The sequence below is a fragment of the Hymenobacter sp. HSC-4F20 genome (assembly GCF_019599275.1).
Lineage (GTDB): Bacteria > Bacteroidota > Bacteroidia > Cytophagales > Hymenobacteraceae > Hymenobacter.
The window spans coordinates 1323059-1349228 of record NZ_JAHZTD010000001.1; the positions used below are offsets into that span (position 1 = coordinate 1323059).

Below are 26170 nucleotides of genomic sequence, written 5' to 3' on the forward strand. Positions count from 1 at the left end.
CTATGCCTACTATGTACCAGCGCATCCTTACCACAGCCAGCAACCCTGACTTTTGTCAGCTGACCTACGACGAAACCCGGCAGTGGCTCCGGGCCACCTGGGTCGGCTACGTAGGACCCGAGTACGCCCGCGACGGTGCCACCGTGGGCCTGGAGATGCTGGAGCAGGTACATTGCCGCTATCTGCTGAATGACAACAGCCGCCTGCAGGGGCCCTGGTTCGACTCGCTGGACTGGCTGGCCACGGTGTGGGGCCCGGCCGCCTCTGCCGCCGGGTTGCGCTACGTGGCCCACGTGGCTCAGCCCGATACCATTGTGAATGCCTGGATTAACCCGGCCGCCGAGTTGCTGCTGACGCGGTTTGAAATTCAGGTTTTCGAGAAAGAGGTAGAGGCCGCCGAGTGGCTAAGCAGCTGCCAGAAGCTTGCCAGCTAAGTAACCCCGCCGCTAGCTGCGCGGGTGAAACTCCGTGATAACCTGGCGCAGGTAGTCCCGGTCGAGGTGGGTGTAGATTTCGGTGGTGGTGATGCTCTCGTGGCCCAGCATTTCCTGCACGGCGCGCAGGTCGGCGCCGCCCTCAATCAGGTGGGTAGCAAAGCTGTGCCGAAAGGTGTGGGGGCTGATGCTCTTGCGGATGCCCGCTTTTTCGGCAGAAGCCTTGATGATATTGAAAACCATGACCCGCGAGAGGCCCGCCCCGCGCTTGTTCAGGAACACGGTGTCTTCGTGGCCCGGCTTGATATCAAGGTGGGCCCGGATGCCCTGCAGGTAGAAGCCCAGGTGCTTGAGGGCGTCGCGGCCGATGGGTACGAGACGCTCCTTGTTGCCCTTGCCCGTTACCCGTACAAAGCCCTGGTCGGCGTAAAGGTTGGAGAGGCGCAGGCCCGTCAGCTCGCTTACCCGCAGCCCCGAGCTGTAGAGCACTTCCAGCATGGCCCGGTTGCGGGTACCCTCGGGGGTACTCAGGTCAATGCCGTCCAGCATCAGCTCGATTTCGGGGTAGCTGAGCGTATCGGGGAGCTTGCGGCCGGTTTTGGGTGCGTCCAGGGTATCGGTGGGGTCCAGAGTCAGCAAGTCCTCCATAATCAGAAAGCGGTAGAAAGCCTTGATGCCCGACAGGGTGCGCGCCTGGGAAGTGGCCGTCATGCCCAGCCCCCCGAGCCAGGTTAGGAAGTCGCGCAGAATGCGGGTAGTAACCTGCTGGGGCGAGGCGGGTAGTTTTTCTATTTCCAGGTACTGGCGCAGCTTCTGTACGTCGCGCACGTATGCTTCCACGGAGTTGGCGGAGAGGGACTTTTCCAGTTGCAGGTAGCCTTCAAATTGCTTGAGGGCGAGGGGCCAGGTAGACATACCACGAAATCGGGAAAGGAGAAAAGTAGGGCAAAAGTACAGCTAGTTATGCGCCCATGCTGAAGAGCGGCCGGATTTAGCAGGCCCCTACCCCCTTGAAGCGCAACAAATGCTTCTCCCGGGGCAGAATGCCAATACCTTTGTTGCGCTGGCTGCGTACCGCAGCTCTTATGCCCTTCTTGTTATGCAGATTCTTCTTCTTAACGGCCCCAACCTCAACCTGCTCGGCCGCCGCGAGCCGGGCATCTACGGCTCCCGCTCGTTTGAGGAGTACCTGCCCGAGCTGCGCGAAGCCTTTCCGCAGTTCGAGCTGGTGTACTTCCAAAGCAACCACGAGGGCGAGCTGCTGGACAAGCTCCACGAGGTAGGCTTCAGCTACCACGGCATCGTGCTCAATGCTGGCGGCTACACCCACACCAGCGTAGCGCTGGCCGACGCCATTGCGGCCATTGCTACCCCCGTGGTAGAGGTGCATCTGAGCAACCTGCACGCCCGCGAAGAGTTCCGTCAGAAAAGCCTTATCGGGCGCAACTGCGTAGGCAGCATCAGCGGCTTCAAGCTCGAAAGCTACAAGCTGGCCCTGCATTACTTCGACAGCCAGCGCCCCAAGCGGGTAGGGTTCAAGGTGTGAAATAATGAAATAGTGCGTTTGACGTTCAGGCTGCTTGACTGGTGCGAATAGCGCATCAAACGCACGATTTCACCAGTTCACTAGTTCGCCACGCCTACCTTTGCGTTTCCACTGCCTAGCCTTTCCTTCCTATGTATACATTCAATCCCGGTCCCTCGCAAGTGTACCCACAGGTGCGCCAGTACCTGCAGGATGCCTTTGACGAGGGCTGGCTTTCGGCCCAGCACCGCGGGGAGCGGTTTGTGCAGCTGATGCGCCAAACCGTGCAGGAGCTGAAAAACAAGCTCAACGTCCCTCAGGATTACACGGTATTTTTCATGAGTTCCGCCACGGAGTGCTGGGAGGTGCTGGCCCAGAGCCTGACGCCCACCAAGAGCTTCCACCTCTACAGCGGGGCCTTCGGGGAAAAGTGGTACGAGTACGCCAAGGAGCTGCGGCCCGCCACGGCAGGCGTCCGCTTTGGTCTCGATGACGTGCCCGAGCTGACGAGCCTGCCGGGCCTCGACGAGAAAACCGACCTGGTATGCATCACCCAAAACGAAACCAGCAACGCTACCCAACTTCGCGACGGGGTAGTGCTGAATATTTATAATCGACTGCCGGGCAATGCCCTACTGGCCGTAGATGCTACCTCCTCGCTGGGCGGCATTCAGCTCAAATACATCAAGGCCGACATCTGGTACGCCTCGGTGCAGAAGTGCTTCGGGCTGCCGGCGGGCCTCTCCGTAATGCTGCTCTCGCCCCGGGCCGTGGAGCGCCTGCGTAAAATCAATGAGCGCAAGCACTACAACTCGCTCATGGCCCAGTACGAGAAGATGCTCAACTACCAGACCACCCACACGCCCAATGTGCTGGGCATCTACCTGCTGAGCCGTGTCATGGCTGATCGGCCAGCCATCAAGGTTATCCACCAGCACCTGCAGGACCGGGCCACCAAGCTCTACGACTACTTCGACCAGGCCACCCAGCTTTCCCCGCTCGTGACCAACCCCGAAACCCGCTCCACTACCGTTATCGGCCTGCAAGGCCCGGCCGCCCTCATTGAGGAAGTAAAGCGCCGGGCCCTGACCCAGGGCTTGCAGCTGGGTAGCGGCTACGGCTCCTGGAAACCCACCAGCCTGCGCATCGCCAACTTCCCCGCCATCCCCGACGCCGCCTTCGAACAGCTCGTGCAGTTCTTCGCCCGCGAGTTTGCTTAGCCGTGGAACTGCGGCGTCTAGCTTCTCTCCTAGCCTGGGGCCAGGAGAGAAGCTAGACCAGGCGCATTTTTGCTGGCGGGCGGCGGGGAACTACAAACTACCAACGCCCGGCAGGCCTACCAGTACTGGGCCAGCGAACCGCCGCCGGCAAACGGAACGGTAGTGCGCGGGCAGTACTGCCAGTCGGGTCCGTTCTCCAACGAGCACATCGTCTGGCCGGAGGTAGTGGCTTTGCCGGAATGAAGCCGGCTGTCTGTTCGGGAGGACAAGCTACTCCGGCAGGCTGAAAGAAGTTCTTTTCTGGTAAAGCCACCCGGTTGGCGCACTCTCAAGAGCACATTTCTGCAGTATACTACCCCCGGTTCGAGTGCTTACTCCACGTACTGCCTGCAGCCCGGCACCAGACGTAGGCTCATCTATGAAACGCAGTTGTACCCCCCATTGCTTTAGCTCTACCTTCTGCCATGGTATTCAGTTTTAAGGAAATAGCGTCGGTCACGCTTACCCTGTTTGCCATCATTGACATTCTGGGCTCCATCCCGATTATCATCCAGATCCGGCAGCGGGAAGGCAAGATTGAGTCGGAGAAGGCCACACTGGTAGCGGGCCTGCTGATGGTGGCCTTTCTGTTTTTGGGCCAGAGCATTCTTTCCTTGTTTGGGGTTGATTTTCAATCGTTTGCCCTGGCCGGCGCCATTATCATCTTCCTCATCGGCATGGAAATGATTCTGGGGGTAGAGCTGTTTAAGCACAATCCGCTGGCTTCCACGGGCTCCATCGTGCCCCTGGCGTTTCCGCTGATTGTGGGCGCCGGCACCATGACCACGCTACTCTCGCTGCGGGCCGCCTACCAGCTGCCCAACGTGCTGGCTGGGGTGCTGGTCAACCTGGTGTTTGTGTACCTGGTGCTGAAAAGCTCGGCCTGGATTGAGCGGAAGCTGGGCAAGGCCGGCGAGGACATTCTGCGCCGCGTGTTCGGGGTGATTCTACTGGCCATTGCCATCAAACTGTTCAAAAGTAATTTTTAGGGTTTGGTCGGCTTTCAGGGAGTAGGAACTGGGCTGCACTGCACCGGTTGGTGTTTTATTTTCGCGCAGTTCCTACCTCCTGAAAGTGCTTCTAAGCTTCCCACCGCATGATTCATTTATATACCGACGGTTCCTCACGGGGCAATCCGGGGCCCGGAGGCTACGGGGCCATTCTGCGCTTTGGCCAGCACGAAAAAGAGTTGACCCAGGGCTTCCGCCTAACCACCAACAACCGCATGGAACTGCTGGCCGTGATTGTGGGCCTGGAGGCCATTACCCGCCCCGAGCTGCCCATTACCGTCGTCACAGACTCGCGCTACGTGGTCGATGCCGTGGAGAAGCGCTGGGTGTTCGGCTGGGCCACTAAGCCCGATTTCGGCAAAAAAGCCAACGAGGACCTGTGGCGGCGCTTTCTGAAAGTGTACAAGCAGCGCAGCGTGCAGTTCCGCTGGGTGCGCGGCCACAACGGCCACCCCGAAAACGAGCGGTGCGACCAGCTGGCCGTGTGGAGCGCTACCCAAGGCAAGCTTTTGATTGACGAGGGCTACGAGCTGATTGAGGCAAAGCGCGGCTAGCATGGTAGGCCAACAAATCCCAGGGCTAGTCGCAGGACTGATCTGCTTCGCTTCTTCTGCTCCGGCGCAATCCCCTGCTTTTCAGAAGTACCCCGTTTCGAAGGTGTACGCGGGTCCGCAGGCCCGGGCCAGAGTTGCCAGGAATTCTCCCGCCTGGAAGTTCCGAACCAGAATCCGGGAGGCGGCCCAACAACACCCTAATTTCGCGGGCCACTACGTGTTTACTACCTGGGGCTGCGGCTCGGAGTGCCTGCACTACGCCATTGTTGATGTACTAACCGGTGCCGTTTACTTTGATAACGTCGCCTTGACCTGGTGGGGAGCTACCACGCCGGAACCCTTCACGCCACTAGACTTTCGGGTGACCAGCAGTCTAGTGATATTCACGGGGGTGCTGGGTGCAGAAAGCAAGAACACCACGTATTACTTCAGGTTTTCGCAAGGACACCTGCTCGCGGTTCAGTAACGTGCCCAACTCCTACTTCCAGTTTAAGCAATTTCGGGTGGAGCAGGATGCCTGCGCCATGAAAGTCAGCACCGATGCCTGCCTGCTGGGGGCGGTGGCGCCCGTGGAAGGCTCCGCCCGTATTCTGGACGTGGGCACCGGCACCGGCCTGCTGGCCCTGATGGCGGCCCAGCGCAACCCCGCGGCCCGCGTGGTGGCCGTGGAGCTGGAGGCCGCCGCCGCCGCGCAGGCGGCCGCTAATTTCGGGGCCAGCCCCTGGAGTGGCCGGCTGGAACTGCACGCCCTACCCCTGGCGCGCTTTGCAGCCTCCCGGCCCGCCCCCTTCGACCACATCCTCTGCAACCCGCCCTTCTTCCGCAACTCCCTCCGCTCCCCCAACGCCGGCCGCACCACCGCCCGCCACACCGCCGCTGATTCGCTGACGTTTGGCGAGCTGGCGGAGTTTGCCGCTACCTTTCTGACGCCTGCGGGCCAGCTGACTGTGCTGCTGCCCCCTTCCGAAATGGGCTACTTCGAGCGGGAAGCGGCCGCCACCGGCCTTTACCCTACCGCCCGCTGCATCCTGCACCACCGCCCGGGCAGCAAGCCACTGCGCCACATCACCAGCTTCGGCTGGCAGGCCGGGGTAGCCTCAACCCAGCTGTTGTTTCTGCACCACGAGGACGGCACCACGTATTCGCGGCCGTTTCGGGAGTTGCTGAGCCCATTTTATCTCGCCCTCTAAGCTTTACTGCCGACCAGAGGGAGCAACGCCAGAACAGGCGACGGGCTAGGCCCTACCCGGAAGCAGCTGGCGCAACTGAGTTAACTTTTGTTGGTGCAGGGTGTCGAGTAAATCAGCGTGCAAATGGTTGAACTCGGCGGCGGGATAGTGCCGCAGCACCCGGCCGTCGGCCAGCACGGTTATTTCATTGCAGAGTTCCACCAGGGAGCCTAGCAGGTGCGAGGTGAGTAGAATGCCCACTCCCTGCCCGCGTAGCCGCCGCAGAATTTCCATTACCAGCAGGTTCGTGCTCAGGTCCAGGCCATTGAAGGGCTCGTCGAGGATGAGGTAGCGAAAGTCCTGCACCAGCAGGGCCAGCAAAGCCAGTTTCTTCTTCATACCGGCCGAGTACTCCTCGGCGTACTGATCCAGGGGTAGCTCCAGCAGGTAGTTCCAGCCCGCCAGATCAGGCACGGGGCGCCCGCGGGCCTGCAGGCAAAACTCTACGTACTCGCGCCCGGTCAGCCGCGGGTAGAAGTAGGGCTCGTAGGGCAGCAGGCCAGTATGCGCCCGAATGGGTAGGCCCGTCGTTTCCAGCACACTGCCGGTGTAATCAGTATGCAGGCCGTAGAGGCAGTGCAGCAAGGTTGTTTTGCCGGCGCCGTTGGCTCCTACCAGGCCGTGCAGCGTACCGGGGCGCAGGGCGAGGTTGATGTGGTGTAGCACGGGGCTCCCCCCGAAGCTTTTGCCCAAGCTGCGAACTTCAATCATATCGATACGGCGCTAAACGGCGCTGGCTTTTCACCACCAGGCCCAGAAAACAGGCAGCCCACAAGGCCCCGTAGGCGGGGTTGCTTCCTACGATGGAGAAGCCGACAACTACCGCGCCGGCCTGCGTAAGCCGCCCGAGGGTAGCGTGCGGGTAAAAGGCGTACTTGGCCAGTACCACCGTGGTAGCCACTGCGCTGGCCCACAGCAGCAGGCCCGCAGTAGCGCCCCCGCCAGCCCGGCTTATAAGCAGCACCGCCGCCAGGGGTGCCACCGTCAGCCCGAAGTAGAGCAGCGCCCATCCTACCCGGGCGGCCAGCCAGCGGCGCGGAGAGGTCAGCACCGGAAGCAGCCAGGTCCAGGGCTCAGCCGGGCCATATACCTCCAGCAGCACTAGCACCCACCCCACCAGGGCCAGGGCCGGACCAGTAGCTGTGTGGCGGGTAAGCAGAGCCAGCGTGAGCAGCCCAACCCAGCCCAGCCCTACCCCACCTTGCCGGCCGGCACTTACCCACTCAAACGCCACACTCCGAAACAGACTGGCCCGGCGCCTTCGCGCCGACCGCGCCGTGGCGGGCGGAGCCAGCGCCGCCCCGGCGGCTAGCAGTGGAGTCAGCAGCCCCGGTACTACACGCCCATAGGCCAGCAGCAGCAAGGCCGCCGGCAAGCTCAGCAGGGCATACTCCGCAGCCAGCCAGCGACGAAAGGCCGGAACCATTAGGCGCAAAAAGGGAAGGTCGGCACGCTGGCGGTGCGTGCTTACAATCAATCCGGCTACCACCAGTGGCACGGTCCAGGCGGCCCCTGCGTGGGCGGCGGCCAGCACCAAGGCGCGGGCGGCCACCAGCCCGAGCAGGGTTCCTAACAGCAGGAGCCTGACCCAGCCCAGCTCGCGCAGCAGTCGGCCCAGCAGCCGGCCGCGCAGCAACAGGTAGTTTTGCATGCGCTTGTCAACGAGGGAACACGGGTTCTATTTCACTGGAGCCGCCCAGCCGTACGCAAAAACTGGCAGCCTCGCCCGTTTTTTCCGCATAGGAACCCAACTACCCAGCCGGCTCATGCACTTGTCCTACCTGCTCTTCTTCCACGAACCGGATGCCGTAGTCAGTGGCCAGCTCCGCCAGAATGGGCTCGTAGAGGTCGGGGAGGGTGGGGATGAGCACGCCGCGCTGCGGCAGTTTCCCCTGGGCTAGGCGCCGCACGGCCATTCCCACGGGCAGGCCCACCGTTTGGGCCATGGCCGTGTGCACGGCATCCGTACCAAGCACGACCAGGGACGAGGTAGCCTGGTGTGGCGTACCGTCAAGAGTGAATTCTATCAGGTGCTGCATGACAATCATGTCGTGGTCGGTGGGCTGCAGGGACCATTTTTCCGTAAGTAGGCGCTCCAACAGCTGAGCGGGGGTGGCATTGGGCAACTCCACGGGCCGCTCCGTGAACAGCCCCAGCCACGTCAGGCGCTCCATTTCCGGGCCATTGGGGTCGAGGCCGAGGTAGGCAGCAGCCCGCGCCGCCAGGGGCTGGGAGCCGGAACTGGCGGGCAAATAGGCTTCTACCAGTTCGGCCCAGGGTAGCCCGGCGGCGTTGCCCAGGTGCACTGAGTCGTCGGTGAGGCCCAGGCGCACCAGGGCGTGCCAGGCAGCACAGTAACCTGGGCGGCGCAACGTACCGCGCAGCATTGTCGGGATGTTGAGCAGGTGGTAGGGGGCCCGGTAACTGAGCGAGTCGCGGTTGGCGTAGCCTTCAAACTCGCCTACCCCCGGCATTACTACCCGTTCCGTACGGGCGAACAGCTGCTGGTAGGGAATAAAGCGCAGCCGGCCATTTTCCAGGTATTTAGCCGTGCTCTGGCCTGCCAGCACCACGTTGCGGGGGTTCCAGGTAAACTTGTACTGCCAGGGATTATCTGCTTCGGCCGCAGGTGCCAGCAGCCCGCCACAATACGATTTGAAGGCTGTCAGCTGTCCACCCCGGCTCCGGATATTGGTCAGCAGCCGCATGGCCGACATATGGTCGAGGCCGGGGTCGAGGCCGCACTCCATTAGCAGGGTGCTGCCGGCCGTCTGGGCCGCATCGTGTAGCGCCCGGATTTCCTCACTCACGTAGCTGGCCGTTACTAGATGGCGCCCGTACTGCACGCAGGCCCGCGCCACCGGCCCGTGCAGCAGCGCCGGCAGCATCGACACCGTAATATCGGCCTCCCGCACCAGCTGGTGCAGGCTGGCCTCGTCCTGCAAATCAAACAACACGGCGCGGGCGTAGCTGCCGTAGGCGGCCAGCACGGGCTCCAGATGCGCCGGCTGCAGGTCGGCTACTGTAAGCTGCCAGTTTTCCGTGGGAGCGTGGTGCAGCAGGTAGCGCAGCAGAGAGGAAGCCGAACGGCCGGCGCCGAGAAGCAGGATGCGGATCATGAGGGTAGGCAAAACGGATGGGAATTGGGTGGCCAATATTAAAGATTTGCCCGTCAGCAGGCAGCCTTTCCTCCCGGGGGAGTGCGTTGTTCAGCCACCTTGCCCCCGAGCAGGCAGATAGCGGCGCCGGCTGGTCACACCTTTTTTAGAAGCATCCTACCACACCACCCGAAAAAATCGTACATTCACCGCCCCTTTTCACTACCCGGGGCCGCCAGCCGGAACCGGGCCGTTTTTCCCGCCCCCCGATGGCCCATCCTCTTCATCTGACCATCACCGTCGACGTGGTGGCTTCCGAAGCCGACCTCTCTCCCGCCGAAATGGCTACCTGGCAGGCGGCGCGCGCCGCCACCGACCACGCCTACGCCCCTTACTCGCATTTTCATGTGGGAACGGCGCTGCTGCTCGATGATGGCACCATCTTCCGGGGTACCAACCAAGAAAATGCGGCCTTTCCCTCGGGGCTGTGTGCCGAGCGCACCGCGTTGTTTGGCCTGGCCGCCACCCAGCCCGAGCGTCGCATTATGGGCATGGCCGTGGCGGCTCGCCCGGCCCAAGGCGGGTTTGTGCCAGTAACCTCCTGCGGGGCCTGCCGCCAGGTAATGGCCGAGTACGAGCACCGCCAGCAGCAAGCCATTCCGTTGCTGCTTCCTGGGCCTAATGGCACCATTTACCGCTTCAGCACCCTCTCCGACCTGCTCCCCTTCGGGTTCACCCCTGACGACTTGCCGCAGGAAAAATAACATAGCTGCGGGGCCAGTGGCCTGCCCGGTTACTCCGCCCTACCCTCTTTTCTCTTCCTATGACTGCCCAGGAGCACCATCTGCCGGTTGTGCGCACGGCCCGGTACTACCAGCTCGGCGAGCTGTCGGCCCGCACCCGCCGGGTGTGGTTTGTAGCCCACGGCTATGGACAGCTGGCGGCCTACTTTATCCGCCATTTCGCGCCCCTGACCGACGCCGACCCGGAGTTGGTAGTCATAGCGCCCGAAGGAACGTCGCGCTTTTACCTGCAGGGTACCAGCGGGCGGGTAGGCGCCACCTGGATGACCCGGGAGGACCGCCTGACCGAGATTCACGACTACGTGACCTACCTCAATCAACTGGCGACAACCATACTGTCTCAGGCGGCTCCGGACACTACCGTTACGGTGCTGGGATTTTCGCAGGGCGCCGCCACGGTTAGCCGCTGGCTGGCCCAGACTATTTTCCGTCCCGCCCGCCTGGTTTTGTGGGCCGGCGCCTTCCCGCCCGACATGGAGTTTACTGTGGCTGCCCACCTGCTCCAGCAGACACCGGTTACACTGGTGTGCGGCACCGAGGATGAGTATGTTTCCGAGGCTGCTCTAGCTCAGCAGGCAGAGCTGCTGGGCAGCTTGGGAGCCGAGCCGGTCCTAATTCGCTTTGCCGGGAAGCACACCCTGGATGCGGCCGTACTACGGCACCTGCACGAGGCTGAGCTGTCCTGTCACTAACGCAACAGGCCGCTTCCGTGGGGAAGCGGCCTGTTGCGTTAGTGGGAATAGCCGGGCGCCTGACCCGCTATGCCTCTTTACGGATGGTAGCGGCCGCGGCTTGGGCCGCCGGCAGAATCAGTACTTCCGCTATATTGACGTGAGCCGGGCGGGTAACCATAAACTGGATCAGGTCGGCTACATCCTCGGCCCGGAGTGCCTCGAAGCCCTTGTACACGTTAGCGGCCCGCTCCGTATCGCCCTTAAAGCGGACCTGCGAAAACTCGGTTTCCACAGCACCGGGGTTTACTTCGGCCACCCGGATGTGGTGGGATAGCAAATCAAGGCGCATCCCTTTGGTAAGGGCAGCCACGGCCGCTTTGGAGGCGCAATACACGTTGCCGTTGGCGTAGGTTTCGTGGCCGGCAATGGAGCCAATGTTGATGATGTGGCCCGTATTACGGCGCGTCATGGCGGGTAGTACGGCCCGGCTCACGTAGAGCAGGCCCTTCACGTTGCCGTCCAGCATGTCGTCCCAGTCCTGCGGGTCCCCTTGCTGAATTGGGGCTAGGCCGTGGGCATTACCAGCATTATTAATGAGTACATCGATGTCCTGAAACCCGGTCGGCAGGCTCTGCACGGCCGCTTCCACTGCGGCCCGGTCGCGCACATCGAAGGTCAGCACGTGGGTAGCATCCTCCCCTAGTTCCCGGGCCAACTCCTCCAGCCGCTCCCGGCGGCGGCCCGCCAGCACCAGGCGGAAGCCCGCCTTGCCCAGCGCTATGGCCGTGGCCCGACCAATACCCGATGAGGCACCCGTAATCAAGGCAATTTTTGTCATTTCCAGATGTGTCAGATTATCGACCCGACCAGATATTCAGGTACAAGGTCACGGTGTTGCTCTTCATGCTCTGCAGACTACGGCTGTACACGTCCGGGCCAGCCTTATGCAGGTTGGTCAGGCCATGAGAAAAGCGCAGCTCGGGGGAGAACTTGAAAAAAGGATAGAACAAGTCCAGGCCCACGCCGTATTCCAGCGCCACGTCGCTGCTCTGGGCCTGCAGCAGGTTTACTTCGGGGTCTTTGCGGCGGTTGCCGAGGTTGAAGCTAGGCTTCACGCCCCCTATCAGGTACACCCGGGTGTTCCGCCGCCGCTGCGACTTGAGCTTGAACAGAATAGGTAAATCCACCTGCGTGCTGCCAACTTCCTGGTCTTCCAGCTCGGCGGGGTCGTTGCTATTGGAAGGAGAGTAGCCATTGCTTTTGAACTCAATGCGGCGCGTAAGAAAGCTCACGCCGGGCGAAAAGTTAAGCGCGCCGTAGTCCCCAATCCGGAAGTCGCTCAGAAACCCCACCGAAAAACCCGGGCTTATAATAGAGTTGGCTATTACCCTCGTGTCAAGCCCTCCGGCGGGCAGGTTGGCGCGCTCAATCTTGTAGCGGGAAGCGTGCGGGGCCACGTACATACCCAGGTGTAGCCACCGGTCGTCGTAGCCCAGCAGGTTATCGACCGTCACGGACTTCACTTGCCCATTGCGGCCCCGGCTAGCGCTGCTGCGGCTTTTGCGCTGGGCCTGCGCCCCGAAAGGCAGGGCGCCGAGCACTAGGGCCAGCAGAACTAGGCGGGTTATTTTTGCGCGGTGTAAATGGAGCTGATACCGAAGGTAAGGGGTTGCCATGCGGGAGAGTTAAAGCCAATTTTACGCAGAATGGCCAGAAAGTCCTGTCCATCCGGGAAGGCCTGCACCGATTCGGGCAGGTAGGTGTAGGCGGCGCGGTCCTTGGAAATCATCTTCCCAAACACCGGCAGAATGTTCTTGAAGTAAAAGTTGTAGGCCTGCTTCATCGGGAAAGCCGTGGGCTTGGAAAACTCCAGCACCACCATTTTTCCGCCCGGCCGCAGCACCCGGCGCATCTCGGCCAGGCCTTTTTCCAGGTTCTCGAAGTTGCGCACTCCGAACGAGGCCGTTACGGCATCAAAATGGTCATCCGGGAAAGGCAGGCTCTCCGAGTCGCCCAGTTCCAGCTGAATGCGGTGCGAGAGGCCCTTTTGCTGCAGCTTGCGGCGGCCTACCTCCAGCATGCCTTCCGATATATCCACGCCCGTAATCTGGGCGTCGGGGGTAGCGGCCCGCAGGGTTTCGATGGCAAAGTCGGCCGTGCCGGTGGCAATGTCCAGCACCCGGGCCGGCCGCAGCTGCCGGAGTTCGTTTACAGCCTTGCGCCGCCAATAGATATCCGTGCCCACGCTCAGAAAGTGGTTCAGGAAGTCATACTTACCGGCAATGCTGTTGAACATCTGCGCCACCTGCGACTTTTTACCGGCGGCATCATCTTTATACGGGACTACGGACATACGGGGGGTAGTTGGCAGGTAGCAGCCGGCCAGCAGACCGAAGCAGGTGTCGCATCCTTCGGATACGAGCCCCTACCCCTGACTTTTGCCCGGTACTTGCCTGGGGCGAACAACGAGAAAACAAGGGCGAAATTGCCCAAATAGAACGGTTCAGCCTGCATTATGTTGAAAAAAAACGGGCCGGACTAGTAGCCCGACCCGTTTTGCTCGCTGGCGGCAACGGTTTAGTCGTTGTCCGTCTTCACTTTGGTTTTGGAGCCATCAGCTTCCTTAGCCTTCGAGTCAATAGTACCATCCTTGGTGATAGTCTTGCTTTTCTCGTCGTTGGCGCCTTTGGTTTTCACTTTCACCTTGTCGCTGTCCTCATCCACTTTGGTTTTCACCTTCGTGCCATCGGGCAGTTTGGCCTTGCTCTTGCCCGGCTGCAGGGGCAGCGTGCTGCGCGTAGTAGAGGTAGAGCTGGAGGAAGAGCCCGTGGAGCTTGCGCCGGTAGAGCCCGCGCCCGCCGAGGGGTTCGTCAGCCGGGGAGACGTGTCGCCCTCTTTCACAATCACGCGGAATTCCACGCGGCGGTTTAGCTGCATGTTCTCCGGCGAATCGTTGGCCGCTTCCGGACGACGTTCGCCGTAGCTAACCGTTACCATGCGCGTTTCAGCAATACCCGACTTCTTCAGGTAGTTGTAGGCAGCATCGGCGCGATTCTGGCCCAGCACCATGTTGTACTCGTCGGTGTTGCGCGAGTCGCAGTGGCCCTCGATGGAGATGTTCACGCCAGGATTAGCCTTCAGGATGCTGCTGATGTTATTCAGCTCCGTGATAGACTCGGGCCGCAGCTTGTATTTATCCGTGTCGAAGTAGATTTTCTTGAACTGTGCGTACGACGCCGTATCAATGTAGGGAACGTAGAAATCCTTTTCGATGACGGTTGAGTCGTTGGTCGAAATCGGTACGGCAAACTCCTGCGTCTCGATGTTCTTGCCATCCTTCGATACGGCTACCTGGTAGGTACGGCCCGACAGTACGTTTACCTGGTAGTCGCCGGTTTCAGGCTTGGTCACGTCCCGGTAGCTCAGGGCTGTTTTATCGGCCTGGGTGCCGCTGAACACTAGTTCTACACCCGGAATCACCGTGCTGTCCCGCTGTGACAACACGCGGCCGCGAATAATGGCGTTCTTGATGTAGTTGATGGTGTAGATGTCCTTTTCGCCGTAGCCTCCAATCCGGTACGACGACAGATAGGCGTAGCTACCATCCGGGCTCAGGCGGTAGTAGGTATCATCGTCGGGAGTATTAACGGGGTAGCCCATGTTTTCGGGGCGGCCCCACTTGTTGCCCACCGAGTCCCACTCCGACTTAAAGATGTCGTAGCCACCCATGGTGTTGTGCCCACGCGAGGAGAAGTACAGCGTCTTGCCGTCCTTGCTCAAGTAAGGGCTATCGTCATCGTAGGCCGTATTCACGGCATTGCCGATGCTTTTAGCCGGCCCCCAGTCGCCGCCGGGCTGCCGGGTGGAGGTGTAGATGTCCAGCGTGTTCTCTTCCGAGAATTTGCTGGTGGAGAAGTACATGGTTAACCCATCTGCAGTGATAAAGGCATCAGACTCAAATGCTTTCGAGTTGATGTTATTATTCAGCTTTTTAGGAGCGGTCCAGTCGCCGCCGGTTTTTTCCGTGTAGAAGATGTCACCGTTTTCATCCTGGCGGTACATCAGCATCTTGGTGTCGTTGTCGAACACCTGGATGGAGGCGTCGTGGCCTTTGCCGTTGAGCACGCCGCTCAGGGAGCGGGGCTTCTCCCAGTTCTCGTCGTCAATGCGCTTAGCTTCGAAGATATCCTCGAAGTACTCGCCATCAGAAGCCAGGTTGCCGCCTTTTTTGCCTTCGGCGTTGCCGGCACCGGTTACGTTTTCGCCGCGCGAGGTGAAGAGCAGCAGCTTGTCGTCGCCGGAAATAACCGGGCTGTGCTCGGAGTACTGGGTATTAATGGTCGGGCCCAGGTTCTTCACGAAGATATCCTTGGGGCTGTTGAACTGCACCTTGGCGTTTTTGCTGTGCTGAATCAGCTGCGCCAGTTCTTTCTTGCGCGTATCCTTGCTTTTCAGTGTCGCATTGTAGGCCTGGAAGTGGGCTATGGCCTCATCGAAGTTATAGTTCAGGTGGTCCACCCGACCCAACCAGTACTCGACATCCTTCGACACGTTTTTCTTCAGGCGCTGCGCTTTATAGATATAGTCGCTGGCCTTCTCTTTGTCGAATGACATATAGGCAATACCCGCCCGGAACAGCGCCTGTGCGTTGTTCGGCTCCTTGGCCAACACTTGTTCATAGTAAGGAATAGAGGCCCGGTAGTTCTCTTGAGAAAAGAACTTGTTAGCAGTCTTCAGTTGCTTGCGTGTGCTCTGAGCCAGGGCGGGCTGGGCCATAGCAGCCGTAAGCGCGAAGGCGCACGAGGCTTTCAATAACCTTCTGACTAAGTTGTCCATTGTTGGAGGAGTTAAGGAAATAAGGAGTTGCAAAGGAGGAGTTGAGAAATGCCGTACACCGGCTGTGCAGGCAGTTTTCAAGAGTTGCCTCTTATACTGAAAACCTGCATCAGGGTTGAGGCAGGGCTGGCAAAAATGTAAGAGTGGCGGACACTATGTCTCCATCATCTTTCCATAATCACCTCTGTACACTGCCTTCAAACAAAGCAATTGGCGGGCAAAGATAGAAATTTTATAATACGGCCTTAGCCGCATCCAATTTTGTAAAATCACTGGTCTAGAGAAAGAAAAGAAGTGGAATTTTCCAATTTCACTGCCTGTCTACCATCATATCTGACCGCACAAATATAGTCTGACTACTTAAACTACAAGGTTTTTCTCCAAAAAATTATGAATCGGCGCAGTGCGCTCGAATATCTACCTTTGTGCACCCGATTACGGTTTGCCTATGAATATCCAAGAAGCAAAATTTCTGATGAGCAATTCCCGCGTGGAGGATTGCCCCCCTCCTACACTGCCCGAGTACGCCTTCATTGGGCGCTCTAATGTGGGAAAGTCGTCGCTTATCAATATGCTTACAGGGCAGAAAGGGTTAGCCAAAACTTCTTCTTTGCCAGGCAAAACACAATTAATCAATCACTTTCTCATAAATAATAATTGGTACCTGGTCGATTTACCGGGCTACGGTTACGCACGGGTTAGTAAGGATTCGCGGGTGAAATGGGGGCGCATGATTAATTATTATTTGCGCAAAAGAGAAAACTTAGCCTGCGTTTTTGTGCTGCTAGATTCGCGCCACTCTCCCCAGGCTATTGATCTGGAATTTATGGAACAGCTCGGCTCGGAAGGTATTCCGTTTGTGATGGTATTTACCAAGGCCGACAAACAATCAGGGACGCGTACCCAGCAGAACGTTGCGGCCTATATCCAGTCGATGGAGCAGAGCTGGGACGAAGTGCCGCGGTATTTTATTAGCTCGGCGGAGGAAAAGACGGGCCGCGAGGAGATTCTGGGCTTCATTGCCGAGATAAATCAGCAGCTCGCGCAAGCAGCCGATAATGCGTAAATTGGCCCCGTAATTGCCCTCTTTATCCTGGCCATACGGCCGCTGCTTTTTCGTCTTTTCCCGCTCATTTCTCCATGAAAAAAGTATCCCTCCTGTTGGGTATCGGGTTGCTGGCTTGTTCTACCGCGGCCACGGCCCAAAAAACCAAAATAAAAGTAAAAACCGACGGTCCGGTACCGGAGGCCACCGCGGCTCCCGCCGAAGCCGCCCAAACCGCGCCGGCTCACGCCCCCAAAGCCATTCCGGTGGCCGAGTACTACGAAGGCGGGCAAGAAGCCATGTACGCCTTTATTGAAAAGGAGTTGAAATACCCCATCATGGCCCGGCGCAACCGCATTCAGGGTCAGTGCATCGTCAGCTTTACGCTGAATACTGACGGCACCATGTCGGGGATTAAGCTGGTGAAGAACATTGGGGGCGGCTGCGGCGAAGAAGCCCTGCGCGTGGTGCGCCTGCTCAAGTTCAAGAAGCCCGACTATGCCATCCTGACCAGCCTCCCGGTTACATTTAAACTGCCTGCGCCCGGTCAGGCCGCCGCTACTGAGTAACTTCGCACTTTCAACAACTGCCTTTTCTTATGCCCTACGACCTGAAGGAAATTGCCGCCATCAGCGGAATGCCCGGTCTGTACCGTCTCGTGAAGCCTACCCGCGCCGGCGTTATCATTGAAGCTCTCGACGAAAAAGGCACCCGTTCTGTGGCCTCTGCGCGCAACAAGGTGTCTCTGCTCCACGAAATTTCCATCTATACCCAGGACTACGACCACACGGTGCCGCTCACGGAGGTGTTCGACCGGATTTACCAGCAGCACGGCACCGAACTGGCCCTCACCCACAAGGCGGACGACCGGGACCTGATTGCCTTCATGGGCGAGATACTGCCCGACTACGACCGGGACCGGGTGTACCTCTCCGACATCAAGAAGCTGGTGCAGTGGTACAACACCGTAAGCAAGCGTCTGGAGTACCAAGCCCCGGCCGAGGATGACGACACCACCGCCGACGCTGGACAAGCCGGCGCCGATGAGGCCCTGAGCACGGCGGGCGTTATTCCGGCTACGGAAGAAACTAATGCGGCCGGCAACCCCGAGGCTGCTACGGAAGCCAAGCCCAAGAAAGCTACCAAGAAGAAGGCCGAGTAGAGTACTCTATCTGCTACCCGCATAAAAAAAGCCGCCCAGGGTCCTGGGCGGCTTTTTTTATGCGGGTAGCTTTGCTACTCCTTCAACACGGCATCGGCGGCAAATTCGGGGGCCAGCAGCTCTTCCACCTTTTCTACCATATCGGAGGAGCCAATAAACAAGGGGCACCGCTCGTGCAGGTCGCCGGGTTCCAGCTCCAGGGTGCGGCGCCGGCCGTTGCTAGACTTGCCTCCGGCTTGCTCCACAATGAAGGCCAGCGGATTACACTCGTACATAAGGCGCAGCTTGCCGTTGGGTGCTTTCTTGGAGGTAGGATACATATAAATACCCCCTTTCAGCAGATTACGGTGGAAGTCGGCTACCAGGGAGCCGATGTAGCGGGCCGAGTAGTTCTGCTCTTTGCAGTAGGCTACGAAGCGTTTCATGCCTTCGGAGAAAGACTCCGCTACCCCTTCGTTCACGGAGTAGATAGTGCCCGACTTAGGCGTCTGGATGGTGGGGTGAGACAGAAAGAATTCCCCCAGGGAAGGCTCGTAAGTAAACCCGTTCACGCCGTTGCCGGTGGTATACACCAGCATAGTGCTGGAGCCGTAAATCACATAGCCGGCCGCTACCTGGTGGGTGCCGGTTTGCAGGCAGTCTTGGCGGGTACCTTCGGTGCCGGTGGGCGAGACGCGCCGGTAGATGCTGAAGATGGTCCCGATAGACACGTTCACATCAATATTGGAGGAGCCATCTAAGGGGTCGATGGCTACCACGTACTTGCCCTGCACGTTGCCGGTCTGAATCATCTCCTCGTCTTCTTCCGAGATAATGGTGCACACCTCGCCCCCATTGCGCAGGGCCCGGATAAAGCGGATGTTGGCTATCACGTCGAGCTTCTGCTGATCTTCCCCCTGCACGTTGCGGTTACCGTAGGCCCCGGCAATATCAATCAGGCCGGAGCGGTTGATTTCGCGGTTGACGATTTTGGCTGCCAGGGCAATGTCGCGCAGCAATTGGGAAAGCTCCCCGGTAGCATACGGAAAATCTTCCTGCTTGCGCATAATGAAGCGGTCCAGGGTGGTGCCAACAGGCAGGGCCAGCTTGTCGTGGTTTGTCATAGAATACGGAGGAAACGATGGGTGGGAAAGACCAAAATTAACCAATTTGCCGCAGAGCCGAGCGAAATTTCGCTGCACGCTTGCGGGGTAGTTCAACAAGGCATCTGAGCAGATAAGTGTGGTTCACCCGGTGCTGGGCCCTACATTTGGGCCATGCAGCACCCGCATCCCCTTCGGATTTTTAAGTTTGGCGGCGCCTCTGTGAAAGATGCCGCCGCTATCCGCAACCTCTGCCGCATTGTGCAGGAGCACAGCGCCGGGCCTCTGGTTATTGTAGTATCGGCCATGGGCAAAACAACGAACGCGCTGGAAGCCGTGTTTCAGCTGGCCTTTGAGGGGCAGCCCTACGAGCAAGCCCTGCAACAGGTAGAAGAGTTTCACTTATCCACGGCTATTGCACTATTGGGTCCCGAGGAAGTGGGCGAAGAAACTGATTCTCAGTTGCTGAGAATACGCAACTGGCTGCGCGAACTGCGGACTGCGTTGGCCGCCATTGACTCTCAGGCCGGGTACGACCAGCAGTACGATCAGGTAGTAAGCTACGGCGAGCTGCTGGCCTCCCAACTGGTGTACGAGGTTATTCACCGGCAGAATGAGCTTCCGCCTGCGGTCCGGCACTGGCGCTGGCATGATGCCCGCCGGAGTATTTGCACCGACGAAACCTGGCGGGAAGGGAAAGTTGACTGGGCCGCTACCCAGGCCCAGCTGAACCGTTACCAGGAGGATGAACACGCCGCCTTTGCCCACTGCATCACCATTACGCAGGGGTTCATTGGCGGTGCCCCAAGCGTGCCGGTTCCGGAGGCTTACCTGGAAAGCACAGGTAGGCAAGGCTGGCAGCGGCGAACCACCACCCTGGGCCGGGAGGGCTCCGACTACACGGCGGCTATTTTTGCGTACTGCCTCAACGCCGAGTCGGTCACGATTTGGAAGGACGTGGCTGGCCTACTCAACGCCGACCCCAAAATCTTCGCTAATCCCGTACGCTACCCGGAAATTAGCTACCAGGAAACCATTGAAATGGCCTACTACGGGGCGTCAGTTATCCACCCCAAAACCATTAAGCCCCTGGCCGTACGCCGCGTTCCACTGCTGGTTAAGTCGTTTCTGGACCCCGGGGCCGAGGGCACACGTATCCACGATTGCCGCCACGGCCTGCTGGCCCCGGCCTTTATCCGCAAAACCAATCAGTGCCTGATTTCCTTTGAGTCCAAGGACCTCACCTTTATTTCAGAGGAAAATCTGGAGGTGATTTTTGGCGTGCTGGCGCAGGTGCGGCTCAAGATTCACTTAATGCAGAATTCGGCTATTAGCTTTTCCGTCTGCACTGACTTCTCGCCCTACCGTTTGGAAAAATTGCTTGCAGCACTACGCGAGCAGTTTACCATTCACTACAACACGGGCCTGGAGTTGTACACCATCAAAAACTACGATGCGGCCAGCCTTCGTCGGCTTACCCACGAGCGGGAACTGCTGCTGGAGCAGCGCACCCGCCAGACCTTTCAGTTTGTGTGCCGGGCCGTGGAAAACGAGCCAGGTCAGCTACTGTAAAAGCAGTGGCTGGGGTGCCGCCTCCCCAGCCGCGGCCAGCTCCCTACCGGCCCTTGCTAGTGAACTGATTCTGGGAGTGTACCGGAAGCTTACCGTCAGAAGTCAGGGCAAAAACGGCCCACCGGAAACAATTTTGCCCTCTTGCGCCTTATCCGCGTATCTTTGCGGAGAATTATTCTTGTCTGGTGGCTTCCTCTACTGATTCTTTTTTTCCCGCTCCCGACGCGGGACACCTCCGCGCCCGGCTGGCCCAGGCTGGCCTGCGCGCTACCCGTCAGCGCCTCGTAATTCTGGAAAGCCTGCTCACACTGCCGGGCCACCCCACCGCTGAGCAGGTGCACCGGCAAGTAATCAGCCAGGAGCCCAGCATTTCGCTCGGCACAGTCTACAAAGCCCTCGATTCCTTCGTGGCTGCCGGCCTTACCCGGCGCGTGGCTGCGGCCGAAGGCACCTCCCGCCGCTACGACGCCGACTGTACGGAGCACCACCACCTGTTCTGCACCGAAACCCAGGAAATTATCGACTACTGCGACCCGCAGCTTGACGCCCTGATTCGGGAGTTTTTCGCGGCTAAGGGCCTGCACGACTTTCAGCCCCACTCCTTCTCCCTGCACATTACGGGTAGTAAGGTGGTGAAGTGATGGGGAAACCAAGTGCCAAGGCGGTGTGGTAAAAAGTGAGAAAGCCAGGTTACTCTTGCCTGTCTGCCCTACCCGATGTCCACCCCTCTGCCTTGTCAGTTTATCATCATTCGCCGCCCTCTATCCCCAGTACCACTTTCCTTTTTTCACTTCATTACCAAACTCATGGCAGTTCTCGTAGGTAAGCGCGCTCCTTCTTTCAAAGCCACCGCCGTTATTGATGGCGAATTCGAGGAGGACTTCTCCCTCGACCGGTACCTGGGCAAGAAGCACGTTATCTTCTACTTCTACCCCGCCGACTTCACGTTCGTGTGCCCCACCGAAATCATTGCGTTCCAGGAGCGGCTGGCTGACTTCGAAGCCAAAGGGGTAGCCATTGTAGGCTGTTCCACGGACACGCACTTCTCGCACTTTGCCTGGTTGCAAACCCCGCGTGACAACGGCGGTATTCAGGGCGTAACCTACCCCCTCGTAGCCGACGCTACCAAAACCATTGCGGCCAACTACGACGTGCTGGGCGGCCACTACGACTACAACGACGCTGGCGAAATGACCTTCGTGGGCTCGCCCCTGGCCTACCGCGGCCTGTTCCTGATTGACAAAGACGGCATCGTGCGCCACCAAGTAGTGAACGACGGTCCCCTGGGCCGCAGCATCGACGAGGCCATGCGCATGGTGGACGCACTGCAGTACTTCGAAGTGAAAGGCGAGGTGTGCCCCGCCAACTGGGAAGAAGGCAAGGAAGCCATGTCGGCCACCCGCGAAGGGGTAGCCAACTACCTCGGCAAGCACTCGGCTCACTAAGCCGGAGTACCGCCAGATAGGCCTGAGGCTTTAACCTCTTTCTTATTCTGGTGAGTTGCCCTGCAACAGCTTATGCAAAGCCGCCCCAGCCAGTTGGCTGGGGCGGCTTTACTTTTTGCTTTGCATAAGAAGGCCGTATTACCACCGACGGTATGCCCGCGGTCAGGCAGCTGGCCCTCCCTGAAGGGTGATAACAGCGTATTCTCAAAGGCGGCAGCGTACAGGCGGCGTCCATCAGCAGCCAGAACCCTGAGTGTAACGCGCGGCAGTTGGCAGCGTACTAGGTGCGTAGGCACCTCGTAGGCAGTTTCTTATGTCCTCCATCATCACGCGCATCTGGCACGGCCGTACGCCTGCCCACCACGCCGAGACGTACCTGCAGTATTTGCAGGAATCCGGCATTGCGGAGTATAAAAGCACACCTGGCAACTTAGGAGTGCAGGTACTACGACGCGTAGAGGAGGACGTCTGCCACTTCTGGACGATAAGCCGCTGGAACAGCTACGAGAGTATCTGCCGCTTTGCGGGCGCGCAGTACGAGCAGGCCCGCTACTACCCTGAGGATGCCCAGTATCTGTTGGAATTCGAGCCGACTGTGCAGCACTTCGAAACCTTCGACTTCTGACGCTGCGGGCCGGAATGGCTACGAAAGCGCTGGGCGCTGCAGAGGCTACCCGGCAAGACTCGTTTCATGATGGGCCAGGTGTTTCGTTTACCGTCCGGTAATCGCCTACTTTTGCGAGTTCTGGCAGCACCCTCCTTTTTTTGGTCGTTGCCTGTCAAAGGGTTTTGCCATTCGGCTACTCTGCTCACTTCACTCCTGTAAGTCTCGTCTTGCTTTTTCTATATTCTACAGCCTTGCCCCTCTACGCGCTGCTGCTGCGCCTGGTGGCTCCTTTCGTGCCGAAAGCGGCGCAGTGGGTAGCCGGCCGCCACGAGTTGCTGCCGCGCATACAGGAGGCGCTTCGGGCTGAAACCGCGCCGCTGGCTTGGTTTCACTGTGCTTCCCTGGGCGAGTTCGAGCAGGGCCGCCCGCTTATGGAAGCCTACGCCGCCCGGCATCCTGGCCACAAGATTGTGCTGACGTTCTTTTCGCCCTCGGGCTACGAGGTACGCAAAAACTGGCCCGGCGCCGCGTATGTGTTCTACCTACCCCTGGATACGGCCCCAAACGCCCGGGCCTTCCTAATGGCGGTGCGCCCCGTGCTAGCCGTGTTTGTGAAATACGAGTTCTGGTACCACTTCCTCACGGAACTGGAGCGCCAGCGGGTCCCAACCATTTGCGTGTCGGCTATTTTCCGGCCCGAGCAGGCCTTTTTTCAGCCCTGGGGCGGCTTCTTCCGCCGCATACTGAGCCGTTTCACCCACATCTTCACCCAAAACCAAAGCTCCGCCGACTTACTGCGGCACGCGGGCCTGCCCCGCGTGAGCGTAGCCGGCGACACGCGCTTTGACACAGTTGTGCGTACGGCCTCGGCCCCGCCCCGTCCGCTGCCCCTGGTAGATGCTTTCACCGACGACTGGTGCCCAGTGTTTATCGTGGGCAGCAGTTGGCCCGAGGACATGCCAGCCCTTACGCCCTTGCTGCGTCAGTACGCCGACCAGCTCCGCTTCATTGTGGCCCCCCACGAAATCAACGAGCAGAATCTGCGCCTGGTGGAAGAAGCCCTGCCCGGCCGGGTGGTGCGCTACTCCCAGGCCCAGGAAGCCACCGTGGCCGAAAGCCGGGTGCTGCTCATGGACAACGTGGGGCTGCTTAGCCAGCTCTACCGCTTTGGCCACTACGCCTACGTCGGCGGCGCCTTTGGCAAAGGCTTACACAACACGCTGGAAGCGGCCGCCTTTGGCCTACCCCTGTTCTTCGGGCCTACCTACTACAAGTTTCAGGAAGCCCAGGACTTGGTGGAAATGGGCTGCGCTTTCCCCGTATCCTCGGCCGACGAGCTGCTGACGGCTTTCGGGCCCCTCTTCCACCGCGAAGAAGCCCGCCTGGCCGTGCAGGACCTCAGCCTCGATTACGTACACGACCACAGCGGCGCCACCAGCAAAATTATGACCTGGCTGGAAGCCCAGGTGAAATTGTGAAAAGCAAAGTTGCGAAGTATACCTGCCCCGCGTAGCCTATAGCTTCCGGCCACTTGCACACCCACGGCTCTTCCCTTTCACAACTTCACAATTTCACTTTTCGCATGACCGGAACTATTGTTAAATCGACGGGCTCGTGGTACGTGGTGCGCGAAACAGGCAACGGGCAGCTGCACCGCTGCCGCCTGCGGGGTAAGTTCAAGCACAAGGGACTGAAAGTAAGCAATCCGCTGGCCGTGGGCGACCAGGTGGAGTTCACGGTGGAGGAGCAGACGGAAGGCGCCGGGGTAATTCACCACATCGAGCCGCGCCGCAACTACATCATCCGCCGCTCAGTGCACAAGGCCGAGCACGCCCATATCGTGGCCGCCAACCTCGACCAGGCCCTGCTGGTAGTGACGCTGGCTTCCCCCGCTACCTCCTTTGGGTTTATTGACCGGTTTCTGGTAACCGCCGAGGCGTACAGCATTCCCGTCACGCTGCTCTTCAACAAAACCGACCTCTACGACGAGGACCTGGCTGACTACCAGGAGCAGATTCTGAAAATGTACCAGCGCGTGGGCTACCCCGGCCTGCGCTGCTCCGCCCACACGGGCGAGGGCGTGGCGGCCGTCGATGCCCTGCTCGACGGCAAGGTATCGTTGCTTTCCGGCCACTCGGGGGTAGGCAAAAGCACGCTCATCAACGCCCTGGTGCCCGACCTTGATTTAAAAACGGCCGAAATCAGCGAGTTTTCCGATAAGGGTGTGCACACTACTACCTTCGCCGAAATGCTGGAAGTGCGCCCCGGCACCTACCTCATCGATACGCCCGGCATCAAGGAGTTGGGGCTGGTGGATATGAAGCCCGGTGAGCTGGCCCACTACTTCCCCGAAATGCGCGCCCTGCTCAACCAGTGCCGCTACCACAATTGCCAGCACCTGCATGAGCCTGGCTGCGCCGTGCGCGAAGCCGTGGACAAAGGCAAAATTGCCCTCCCCCGCTACGACAGCTACGTGAGCATGCTGGAGGGCGACGACAACCGCAAGTAGGCATTGCTGGTGCAATGAGTCGTTTACGGTTCTTACCTATCCGGCGAGGACAGAGCGGGCTGTGTATTCCAGGCACCCGTCCCTGCGCCTCCCCTCTCGCCACTCTGGTCGGGAAGTGGCGCTGAGCAGATGCTTCTTGTGGTGGGCCGGGCGGGGAATGTGGCCGCTGTTATCAGGTAGCTACCCCAGACTGTGCCGAGCATAAGGCTCTGCCGGATGCGCTGTGGGTAGGCAGCCTAGGTTCTCCGCCCCACTGGAAAGAGCAGGGCAGGCTGCGTCTTTCCCGATAGGCTTCTCCGGTTGCAAACATCCGTGTGGGGTTCCCGCTTGATGGCTACGTGGGGCTTTATCAGCGTAAAGCTACCCTGACCGGCAAACGCGCACCCTTCCACTACTTTCACTACTTCACCTTTGATGTCACATACTATTGCATTCCTGGGCCTGGGCAGCATGGGCGAGGCCATGGCCACCAACCTGCTGAAAGCCGGCCACCGCCTGACCGTATACAACCGCACAGCCAGCAAGGCCGAGCCCCTGCGTCAGCTGGGCGCTACCGTAGCCGCTACCCCCGCCGAAGCCGTGCGCGAGGCCGAGTTCGTGTTCAGCATGGTCACCGACGACGCGGCCCTGCGCGACGTGTGCCTGGGCCCCGACGGTATTCTGCCGGCTCTGCCTCCCGGAGCCGTCCACGCCTCATGCAGCACCGTAGCCCCGGATACCAACCGCCAGCTGGCCGAGGAGCACGCCCGCCACGGCAGCTTTCTGGTAACGGCCCCGGTATTCGGAAAGCCCGACGTAGCGGCGGCGGGCAAGCTCTGGCTGGCCGTGGCCGGCCCGGCCAGCGCCCGCGAGAAGCTTAAACCCGTGCTGGAGGCCCTAGGCCAGGGCGTGCATGATTTCGGTGAGGATGTAGGAGCAGCCAGCGTAGTAAAGCTCTGCGGCAACTTTATGTTGGGGGCGGCCATTGAGGCCATGGCCGAGGCCTTTACCCTGGCCCAGAAAAGTGGCCTGGAGCGCCAGCAGGTGTATGAGTTCTTTACCTCTACCCTCTTCAACACGCCCATCTACAAAAGCTACGGTAAGCTTATTGCCGAGCGCCACTACCAGCCCGTGGGGGCTCCGCCGGCCATCATCCGCAAAGATCTGCGCCTGATTCTGGACGAGTCGCGCGCCCGGGTGGTGCCCATGCCCTTCGCCAACATCATCCACGACCACCTCTCCACCAGCGTCGCCAAAGGCGAGCAGAACGACTGGGCCGGCTTCGCCGAGCGCGTAACCGAAGGCGCCGGGCTGTAAAGCAGCAAGAGGGGCAATAAGGTGAGGTAG

At 59.7% G+C, this 26170-nt stretch carries 27 protein-coding genes and 1 pseudogene; 18 read left to right on the plus strand and 10 right to left on the minus strand.

Annotated elements, in window-relative coordinates; all coding sequences use genetic code 11:
* Nucleotides 1-2: 2 nt before the first annotated feature.
* Entirely contained in the window at nt 3-434 is a 432-nt protein-coding gene (locus tag K3G63_RS05775) for a hypothetical protein (protein WP_220613113.1), read from the plus strand.
* 12 nt (nt 435-446) lie between these two features.
* On the opposite strand, the gene xerD is transcribed toward K3G63_RS05775, so the two are convergent.
* Nucleotides 447-1349, minus strand: coding sequence for a site-specific tyrosine recombinase XerD (xerD, locus tag K3G63_RS05780; RefSeq protein ID WP_220613114.1), 903 nt, complete (start codon nt 1347-1349; stop codon nt 447-449).
* A 184-nt stretch (nt 1350-1533) separates the two neighbouring features.
* Here xerD and aroQ point away from each other — a divergent pair, with 184 nt between their 5' ends.
* Together aroQ and K3G63_RS05790 are read left to right on the plus strand one after the other, a co-directional pair.
* A complete protein-coding gene (aroQ, locus tag K3G63_RS05785) occupies nt 1534-1980 on the plus strand; it encodes a type II 3-dehydroquinate dehydratase (protein ID WP_220613115.1) in 447 nt (148 codons plus the stop codon).
* A gap of 131 nt (nt 1981-2111) precedes the next feature.
* Entirely contained in the window at nt 2112-3179 is a 1068-nt protein-coding gene (locus K3G63_RS05790; RefSeq protein ID WP_220613116.1) for an aminotransferase class V-fold PLP-dependent enzyme, read from the plus strand.
* Between the two features lie 116 nt (nt 3180-3295).
* Here the strand turns inward: K3G63_RS05790 and K3G63_RS05795 are convergent, their stop codons facing one another.
* Nucleotides 3296-3448 carry a hypothetical protein gene (locus K3G63_RS05795; protein ID WP_220613117.1) on the minus strand — a complete coding sequence of 51 codons (153 nt, stop codon included), beginning with the start codon at nt 3446-3448 and terminating at the stop codon, nt 3296-3298.
* Nucleotides 3449-3643: 195 nt separating this feature from the next.
* On the opposite strand from K3G63_RS05795, the gene K3G63_RS05800 reads away from it, so the two are divergent.
* The 3 genes from K3G63_RS05800 to K3G63_RS05810 all read left to right on the plus strand — a co-directional run bounded on the left by K3G63_RS05800 (nt 3644) and on the right by K3G63_RS05810 (nt 5972).
* Nucleotides 3644-4207 carry a MarC family protein gene (locus tag K3G63_RS05800; protein ID WP_220613118.1) on the plus strand — a complete coding sequence of 188 codons (564 nt, stop codon included), beginning with the start codon at nt 3644-3646 and terminating at the stop codon, nt 4205-4207.
* A gap of 107 nt (nt 4208-4314) precedes the next feature.
* Nucleotides 4315-4782, plus strand: coding sequence for a ribonuclease HI (gene rnhA / locus K3G63_RS05805; RefSeq protein ID WP_220613119.1), 468 nt, complete (start codon nt 4315-4317; stop codon nt 4780-4782).
* A gap of 467 nt (nt 4783-5249) precedes the next feature.
* Nucleotides 5250-5972: a methyltransferase gene (locus K3G63_RS05810; protein ID WP_220613120.1), complete on the plus strand. Its 723-nt coding sequence runs from the start codon at nt 5250-5252 to the stop codon at nt 5970-5972.
* Nucleotides 5973-6017: 45 nt separating this feature from the next.
* Here the strand turns inward: K3G63_RS05810 and K3G63_RS05815 are convergent, their stop codons facing one another.
* From K3G63_RS05815 to K3G63_RS05825, 3 genes are all read right to left on the minus strand, one after another.
* Nucleotides 6018-6722, minus strand: a complete 705-nt coding sequence (locus K3G63_RS05815; RefSeq protein WP_220613121.1) for an ABC transporter ATP-binding protein — start codon at nt 6720-6722, stop codon at nt 6018-6020.
* The gene (locus K3G63_RS05820) at nt 6715-7662 is read right to left on the minus strand and encodes a hypothetical protein (RefSeq protein ID WP_220613122.1); all 948 of its coding nucleotides are present in this window, start codon (nt 7660-7662) and stop codon (nt 6715-6717) included. Before K3G63_RS05820 ends, K3G63_RS05815 begins: the two co-directional genes overlap by 8 nt.
* Nucleotides 7663-7762: 100 nt before the next feature.
* Nucleotides 7763-9130: a saccharopine dehydrogenase family protein gene (locus K3G63_RS05825; RefSeq protein WP_220613123.1), complete on the minus strand. Its 1368-nt coding sequence runs from the start codon at nt 9128-9130 to the stop codon at nt 7763-7765.
* 248 nt (nt 9131-9378) lie between these two features.
* Here K3G63_RS05825 and cdd point away from each other — a divergent pair, with 248 nt between their 5' ends.
* A complete protein-coding gene (gene cdd / locus K3G63_RS05830; protein WP_220613124.1) occupies nt 9379-9873 on the plus strand; it encodes a cytidine deaminase in 495 nt (164 codons plus the stop codon).
* A gap of 59 nt (nt 9874-9932) precedes the next feature.
* The gene (locus tag K3G63_RS05835) at nt 9933-10604 is read left to right on the plus strand and encodes an alpha/beta hydrolase (protein ID WP_220613125.1); all 672 of its coding nucleotides are present in this window, start codon (nt 9933-9935) and stop codon (nt 10602-10604) included.
* Between the two features lie 67 nt (nt 10605-10671).
* Here the strand turns inward: K3G63_RS05835 and K3G63_RS05840 are convergent, their stop codons facing one another.
* The 4 genes from K3G63_RS05840 to K3G63_RS05855 all read right to left on the minus strand — a co-directional run bounded on the left by K3G63_RS05840 (nt 10672) and on the right by K3G63_RS05855 (nt 15422).
* Complete coding sequence (locus tag K3G63_RS05840) at nt 10672-11424, minus strand: SDR family NAD(P)-dependent oxidoreductase (RefSeq protein ID WP_220613126.1); 753 nt, start codon at nt 11422-11424, stop codon at nt 10672-10674.
* Nucleotides 11425-11440: 16 nt separating this feature from the next.
* Nucleotides 11441-12262, minus strand: coding sequence for a porin family protein (locus tag K3G63_RS05845; RefSeq protein ID WP_220613127.1), 822 nt, complete (start codon nt 12260-12262; stop codon nt 11441-11443).
* Nucleotides 12211-12939 (minus strand): bifunctional demethylmenaquinone methyltransferase/2-methoxy-6-polyprenyl-1,4-benzoquinol methylase UbiE, encoded by a 729-nt coding sequence (gene ubiE, locus K3G63_RS05850; RefSeq protein ID WP_220613128.1) that lies wholly within the window; start codon nt 12937-12939, stop codon nt 12211-12213. Before ubiE ends, K3G63_RS05845 begins: the two co-directional genes overlap by 52 nt.
* A gap of 224 nt (nt 12940-13163) precedes the next feature.
* A complete protein-coding gene (locus K3G63_RS05855; RefSeq protein ID WP_259404277.1) occupies nt 13164-15422 on the minus strand; it encodes an OmpA family protein in 2259 nt (752 codons plus the stop codon).
* A gap of 448 nt (nt 15423-15870) precedes the next feature.
* Here K3G63_RS05855 and yihA point away from each other — a divergent pair, with 448 nt between their 5' ends.
* From yihA to K3G63_RS05870, 3 genes are all read left to right on the plus strand, one after another.
* Nucleotides 15871-16488: a ribosome biogenesis GTP-binding protein YihA/YsxC gene (gene yihA, locus K3G63_RS05860; RefSeq protein ID WP_220613129.1), complete on the plus strand. Its 618-nt coding sequence runs from the start codon at nt 15871-15873 to the stop codon at nt 16486-16488.
* A gap of 74 nt (nt 16489-16562) precedes the next feature.
* Nucleotides 16563-17036 (plus strand): energy transducer TonB, encoded by a 474-nt coding sequence (locus K3G63_RS05865; protein WP_220613130.1) that lies wholly within the window; start codon nt 16563-16565, stop codon nt 17034-17036.
* A gap of 29 nt (nt 17037-17065) precedes the next feature.
* A complete protein-coding gene (locus tag K3G63_RS05870) occupies nt 17066-17629 on the plus strand; it encodes a DUF5606 domain-containing protein (RefSeq protein ID WP_220613131.1) in 564 nt (187 codons plus the stop codon).
* A 74-nt stretch (nt 17630-17703) separates the two neighbouring features.
* Here K3G63_RS05870 and fbp read toward each other — a convergent pair whose 3' ends face one another.
* The gene (fbp, locus tag K3G63_RS05875; protein ID WP_220613132.1) at nt 17704-18732 is read right to left on the minus strand and encodes a class 1 fructose-bisphosphatase; all 1029 of its coding nucleotides are present in this window, start codon (nt 18730-18732) and stop codon (nt 17704-17706) included.
* Between the two features lie 153 nt (nt 18733-18885).
* On the opposite strand from fbp, the gene K3G63_RS05880 reads away from it, so the two are divergent.
* The 7 genes and pseudogenes from K3G63_RS05880 to K3G63_RS05910 form a co-directional block, all read left to right on the plus strand.
* Nucleotides 18886-20283, plus strand: coding sequence for an aspartate kinase (locus K3G63_RS05880; RefSeq protein ID WP_220613133.1), 1398 nt, complete (start codon nt 18886-18888; stop codon nt 20281-20283).
* Between the two features lie 185 nt (nt 20284-20468).
* Nucleotides 20469-20924: a Fur family transcriptional regulator gene (locus tag K3G63_RS05885; RefSeq protein ID WP_220613134.1), complete on the plus strand. Its 456-nt coding sequence runs from the start codon at nt 20469-20471 to the stop codon at nt 20922-20924.
* Nucleotides 20925-21089: 165 nt separating this feature from the next.
* Nucleotides 21090-21728, plus strand: a complete 639-nt coding sequence (locus K3G63_RS05890) for a peroxiredoxin (protein WP_220613135.1) — start codon at nt 21090-21092, stop codon at nt 21726-21728.
* A gap of 313 nt (nt 21729-22041) precedes the next feature.
* The gene (locus tag K3G63_RS05895; protein WP_220613136.1) at nt 22042-22353 is read left to right on the plus strand and encodes an antibiotic biosynthesis monooxygenase; all 312 of its coding nucleotides are present in this window, start codon (nt 22042-22044) and stop codon (nt 22351-22353) included.
* A 233-nt stretch (nt 22354-22586) separates the two neighbouring features.
* On the plus strand, nt 22587-23813 hold the full coding sequence (locus K3G63_RS05900) for a 3-deoxy-D-manno-octulosonic acid transferase (protein ID WP_259404278.1): 1227 nt from the start codon (nt 22587-22589) through the stop codon (nt 23811-23813).
* Between the two features lie 104 nt (nt 23814-23917).
* A complete protein-coding gene (gene rsgA / locus K3G63_RS05905; protein WP_220613138.1) occupies nt 23918-24844 on the plus strand; it encodes a ribosome small subunit-dependent GTPase A in 927 nt (308 codons plus the stop codon).
* Between the two features lie 408 nt (nt 24845-25252).
* Nucleotides 25253-26140 (plus strand): annotated as a pseudogene (locus tag K3G63_RS05910) (NAD(P)-dependent oxidoreductase); the annotation flags it as partial.
* Nucleotides 26141-26170 lie beyond the last annotated feature (30 nt).

Bases quoted from the DNA above. Each gene is read 5' to 3' on its own strand.
- K3G63_RS05790 (WP_220613116.1), top strand. From the start codon at position 2,112: ATGTATACATTCAATCCCGGTCCCTCGCAAGTGTACCCACAGGTGCGC.
- K3G63_RS05865 (WP_220613130.1), top strand. From the start codon at position 16,563: ATGAAAAAAGTATCCCTCCTGTTGGGTATCGGGTTGCTGGCTTGTTCT.
- K3G63_RS05800 (WP_220613118.1), top strand. From the start codon at position 3,644: ATGGTATTCAGTTTTAAGGAAATAGCGTCGGTCACGCTTACCCTGTTT.
- K3G63_RS05815 (WP_220613121.1), bottom strand. From the start codon at position 6,722: ATGATTGAAGTTCGCAGCTTGGGCAAAAGCTTCGGGGGGAGCCCCGTG.
- rsgA (WP_220613138.1), top strand. From the start codon at position 23,918: ATGACCGGAACTATTGTTAAATCGACGGGCTCGTGGTACGTGGTGCGC.
- K3G63_RS05825 (WP_220613123.1), bottom strand. From the start codon at position 9,130: ATGATCCGCATCCTGCTTCTCGGCGCCGGCCGTTCGGCTTCCTCTCTG.
- rnhA (WP_220613119.1), top strand. From the start codon at position 4,315: ATGATTCATTTATATACCGACGGTTCCTCACGGGGCAATCCGGGGCCC.
- fbp (WP_220613132.1), bottom strand. From the start codon at position 18,732: ATGACAAACCACGACAAGCTGGCCCTGCCTGTTGGCACCACCCTGGAC.
- K3G63_RS05820 (WP_220613122.1), bottom strand. From the start codon at position 7,662: ATGCAAAACTACCTGTTGCTGCGCGGCCGGCTGCTGGGCCGACTGCTG.
- aroQ (WP_220613115.1), top strand. From the start codon at position 1,534: ATGCAGATTCTTCTTCTTAACGGCCCCAACCTCAACCTGCTCGGCCGC.
- K3G63_RS05870 (WP_220613131.1), top strand. From the start codon at position 17,066: ATGCCCTACGACCTGAAGGAAATTGCCGCCATCAGCGGAATGCCCGGT.
- K3G63_RS05775 (WP_220613113.1), top strand. From the start codon at position 3: ATGCCTACTATGTACCAGCGCATCCTTACCACAGCCAGCAACCCTGAC.
- ubiE (WP_220613128.1), bottom strand. From the start codon at position 12,939: ATGTCCGTAGTCCCGTATAAAGATGATGCCGCCGGTAAAAAGTCGCAG.
- K3G63_RS05895 (WP_220613136.1), top strand. From the start codon at position 22,042: ATGTCCTCCATCATCACGCGCATCTGGCACGGCCGTACGCCTGCCCAC.
- cdd (WP_220613124.1), top strand. From the start codon at position 9,379: ATGGCCCATCCTCTTCATCTGACCATCACCGTCGACGTGGTGGCTTCC.
- K3G63_RS05840 (WP_220613126.1), bottom strand. From the start codon at position 11,424: ATGACAAAAATTGCCTTGATTACGGGTGCCTCATCGGGTATTGGTCGG.
- K3G63_RS05855 (WP_259404277.1), bottom strand. From the start codon at position 15,422: ATGGACAACTTAGTCAGAAGGTTATTGAAAGCCTCGTGCGCCTTCGCG.
- K3G63_RS05835 (WP_220613125.1), top strand. From the start codon at position 9,933: ATGACTGCCCAGGAGCACCATCTGCCGGTTGTGCGCACGGCCCGGTAC.
- yihA (WP_220613129.1), top strand. From the start codon at position 15,871: ATGAATATCCAAGAAGCAAAATTTCTGATGAGCAATTCCCGCGTGGAG.
- K3G63_RS05845 (WP_220613127.1), bottom strand. From the start codon at position 12,262: ATGGCAACCCCTTACCTTCGGTATCAGCTCCATTTACACCGCGCAAAA.
- xerD (WP_220613114.1), bottom strand. From the start codon at position 1,349: ATGTCTACCTGGCCCCTCGCCCTCAAGCAATTTGAAGGCTACCTGCAA.
- K3G63_RS05890 (WP_220613135.1), top strand. From the start codon at position 21,090: ATGGCAGTTCTCGTAGGTAAGCGCGCTCCTTCTTTCAAAGCCACCGCC.
- K3G63_RS05880 (WP_220613133.1), top strand. From the start codon at position 18,886: ATGCAGCACCCGCATCCCCTTCGGATTTTTAAGTTTGGCGGCGCCTCT.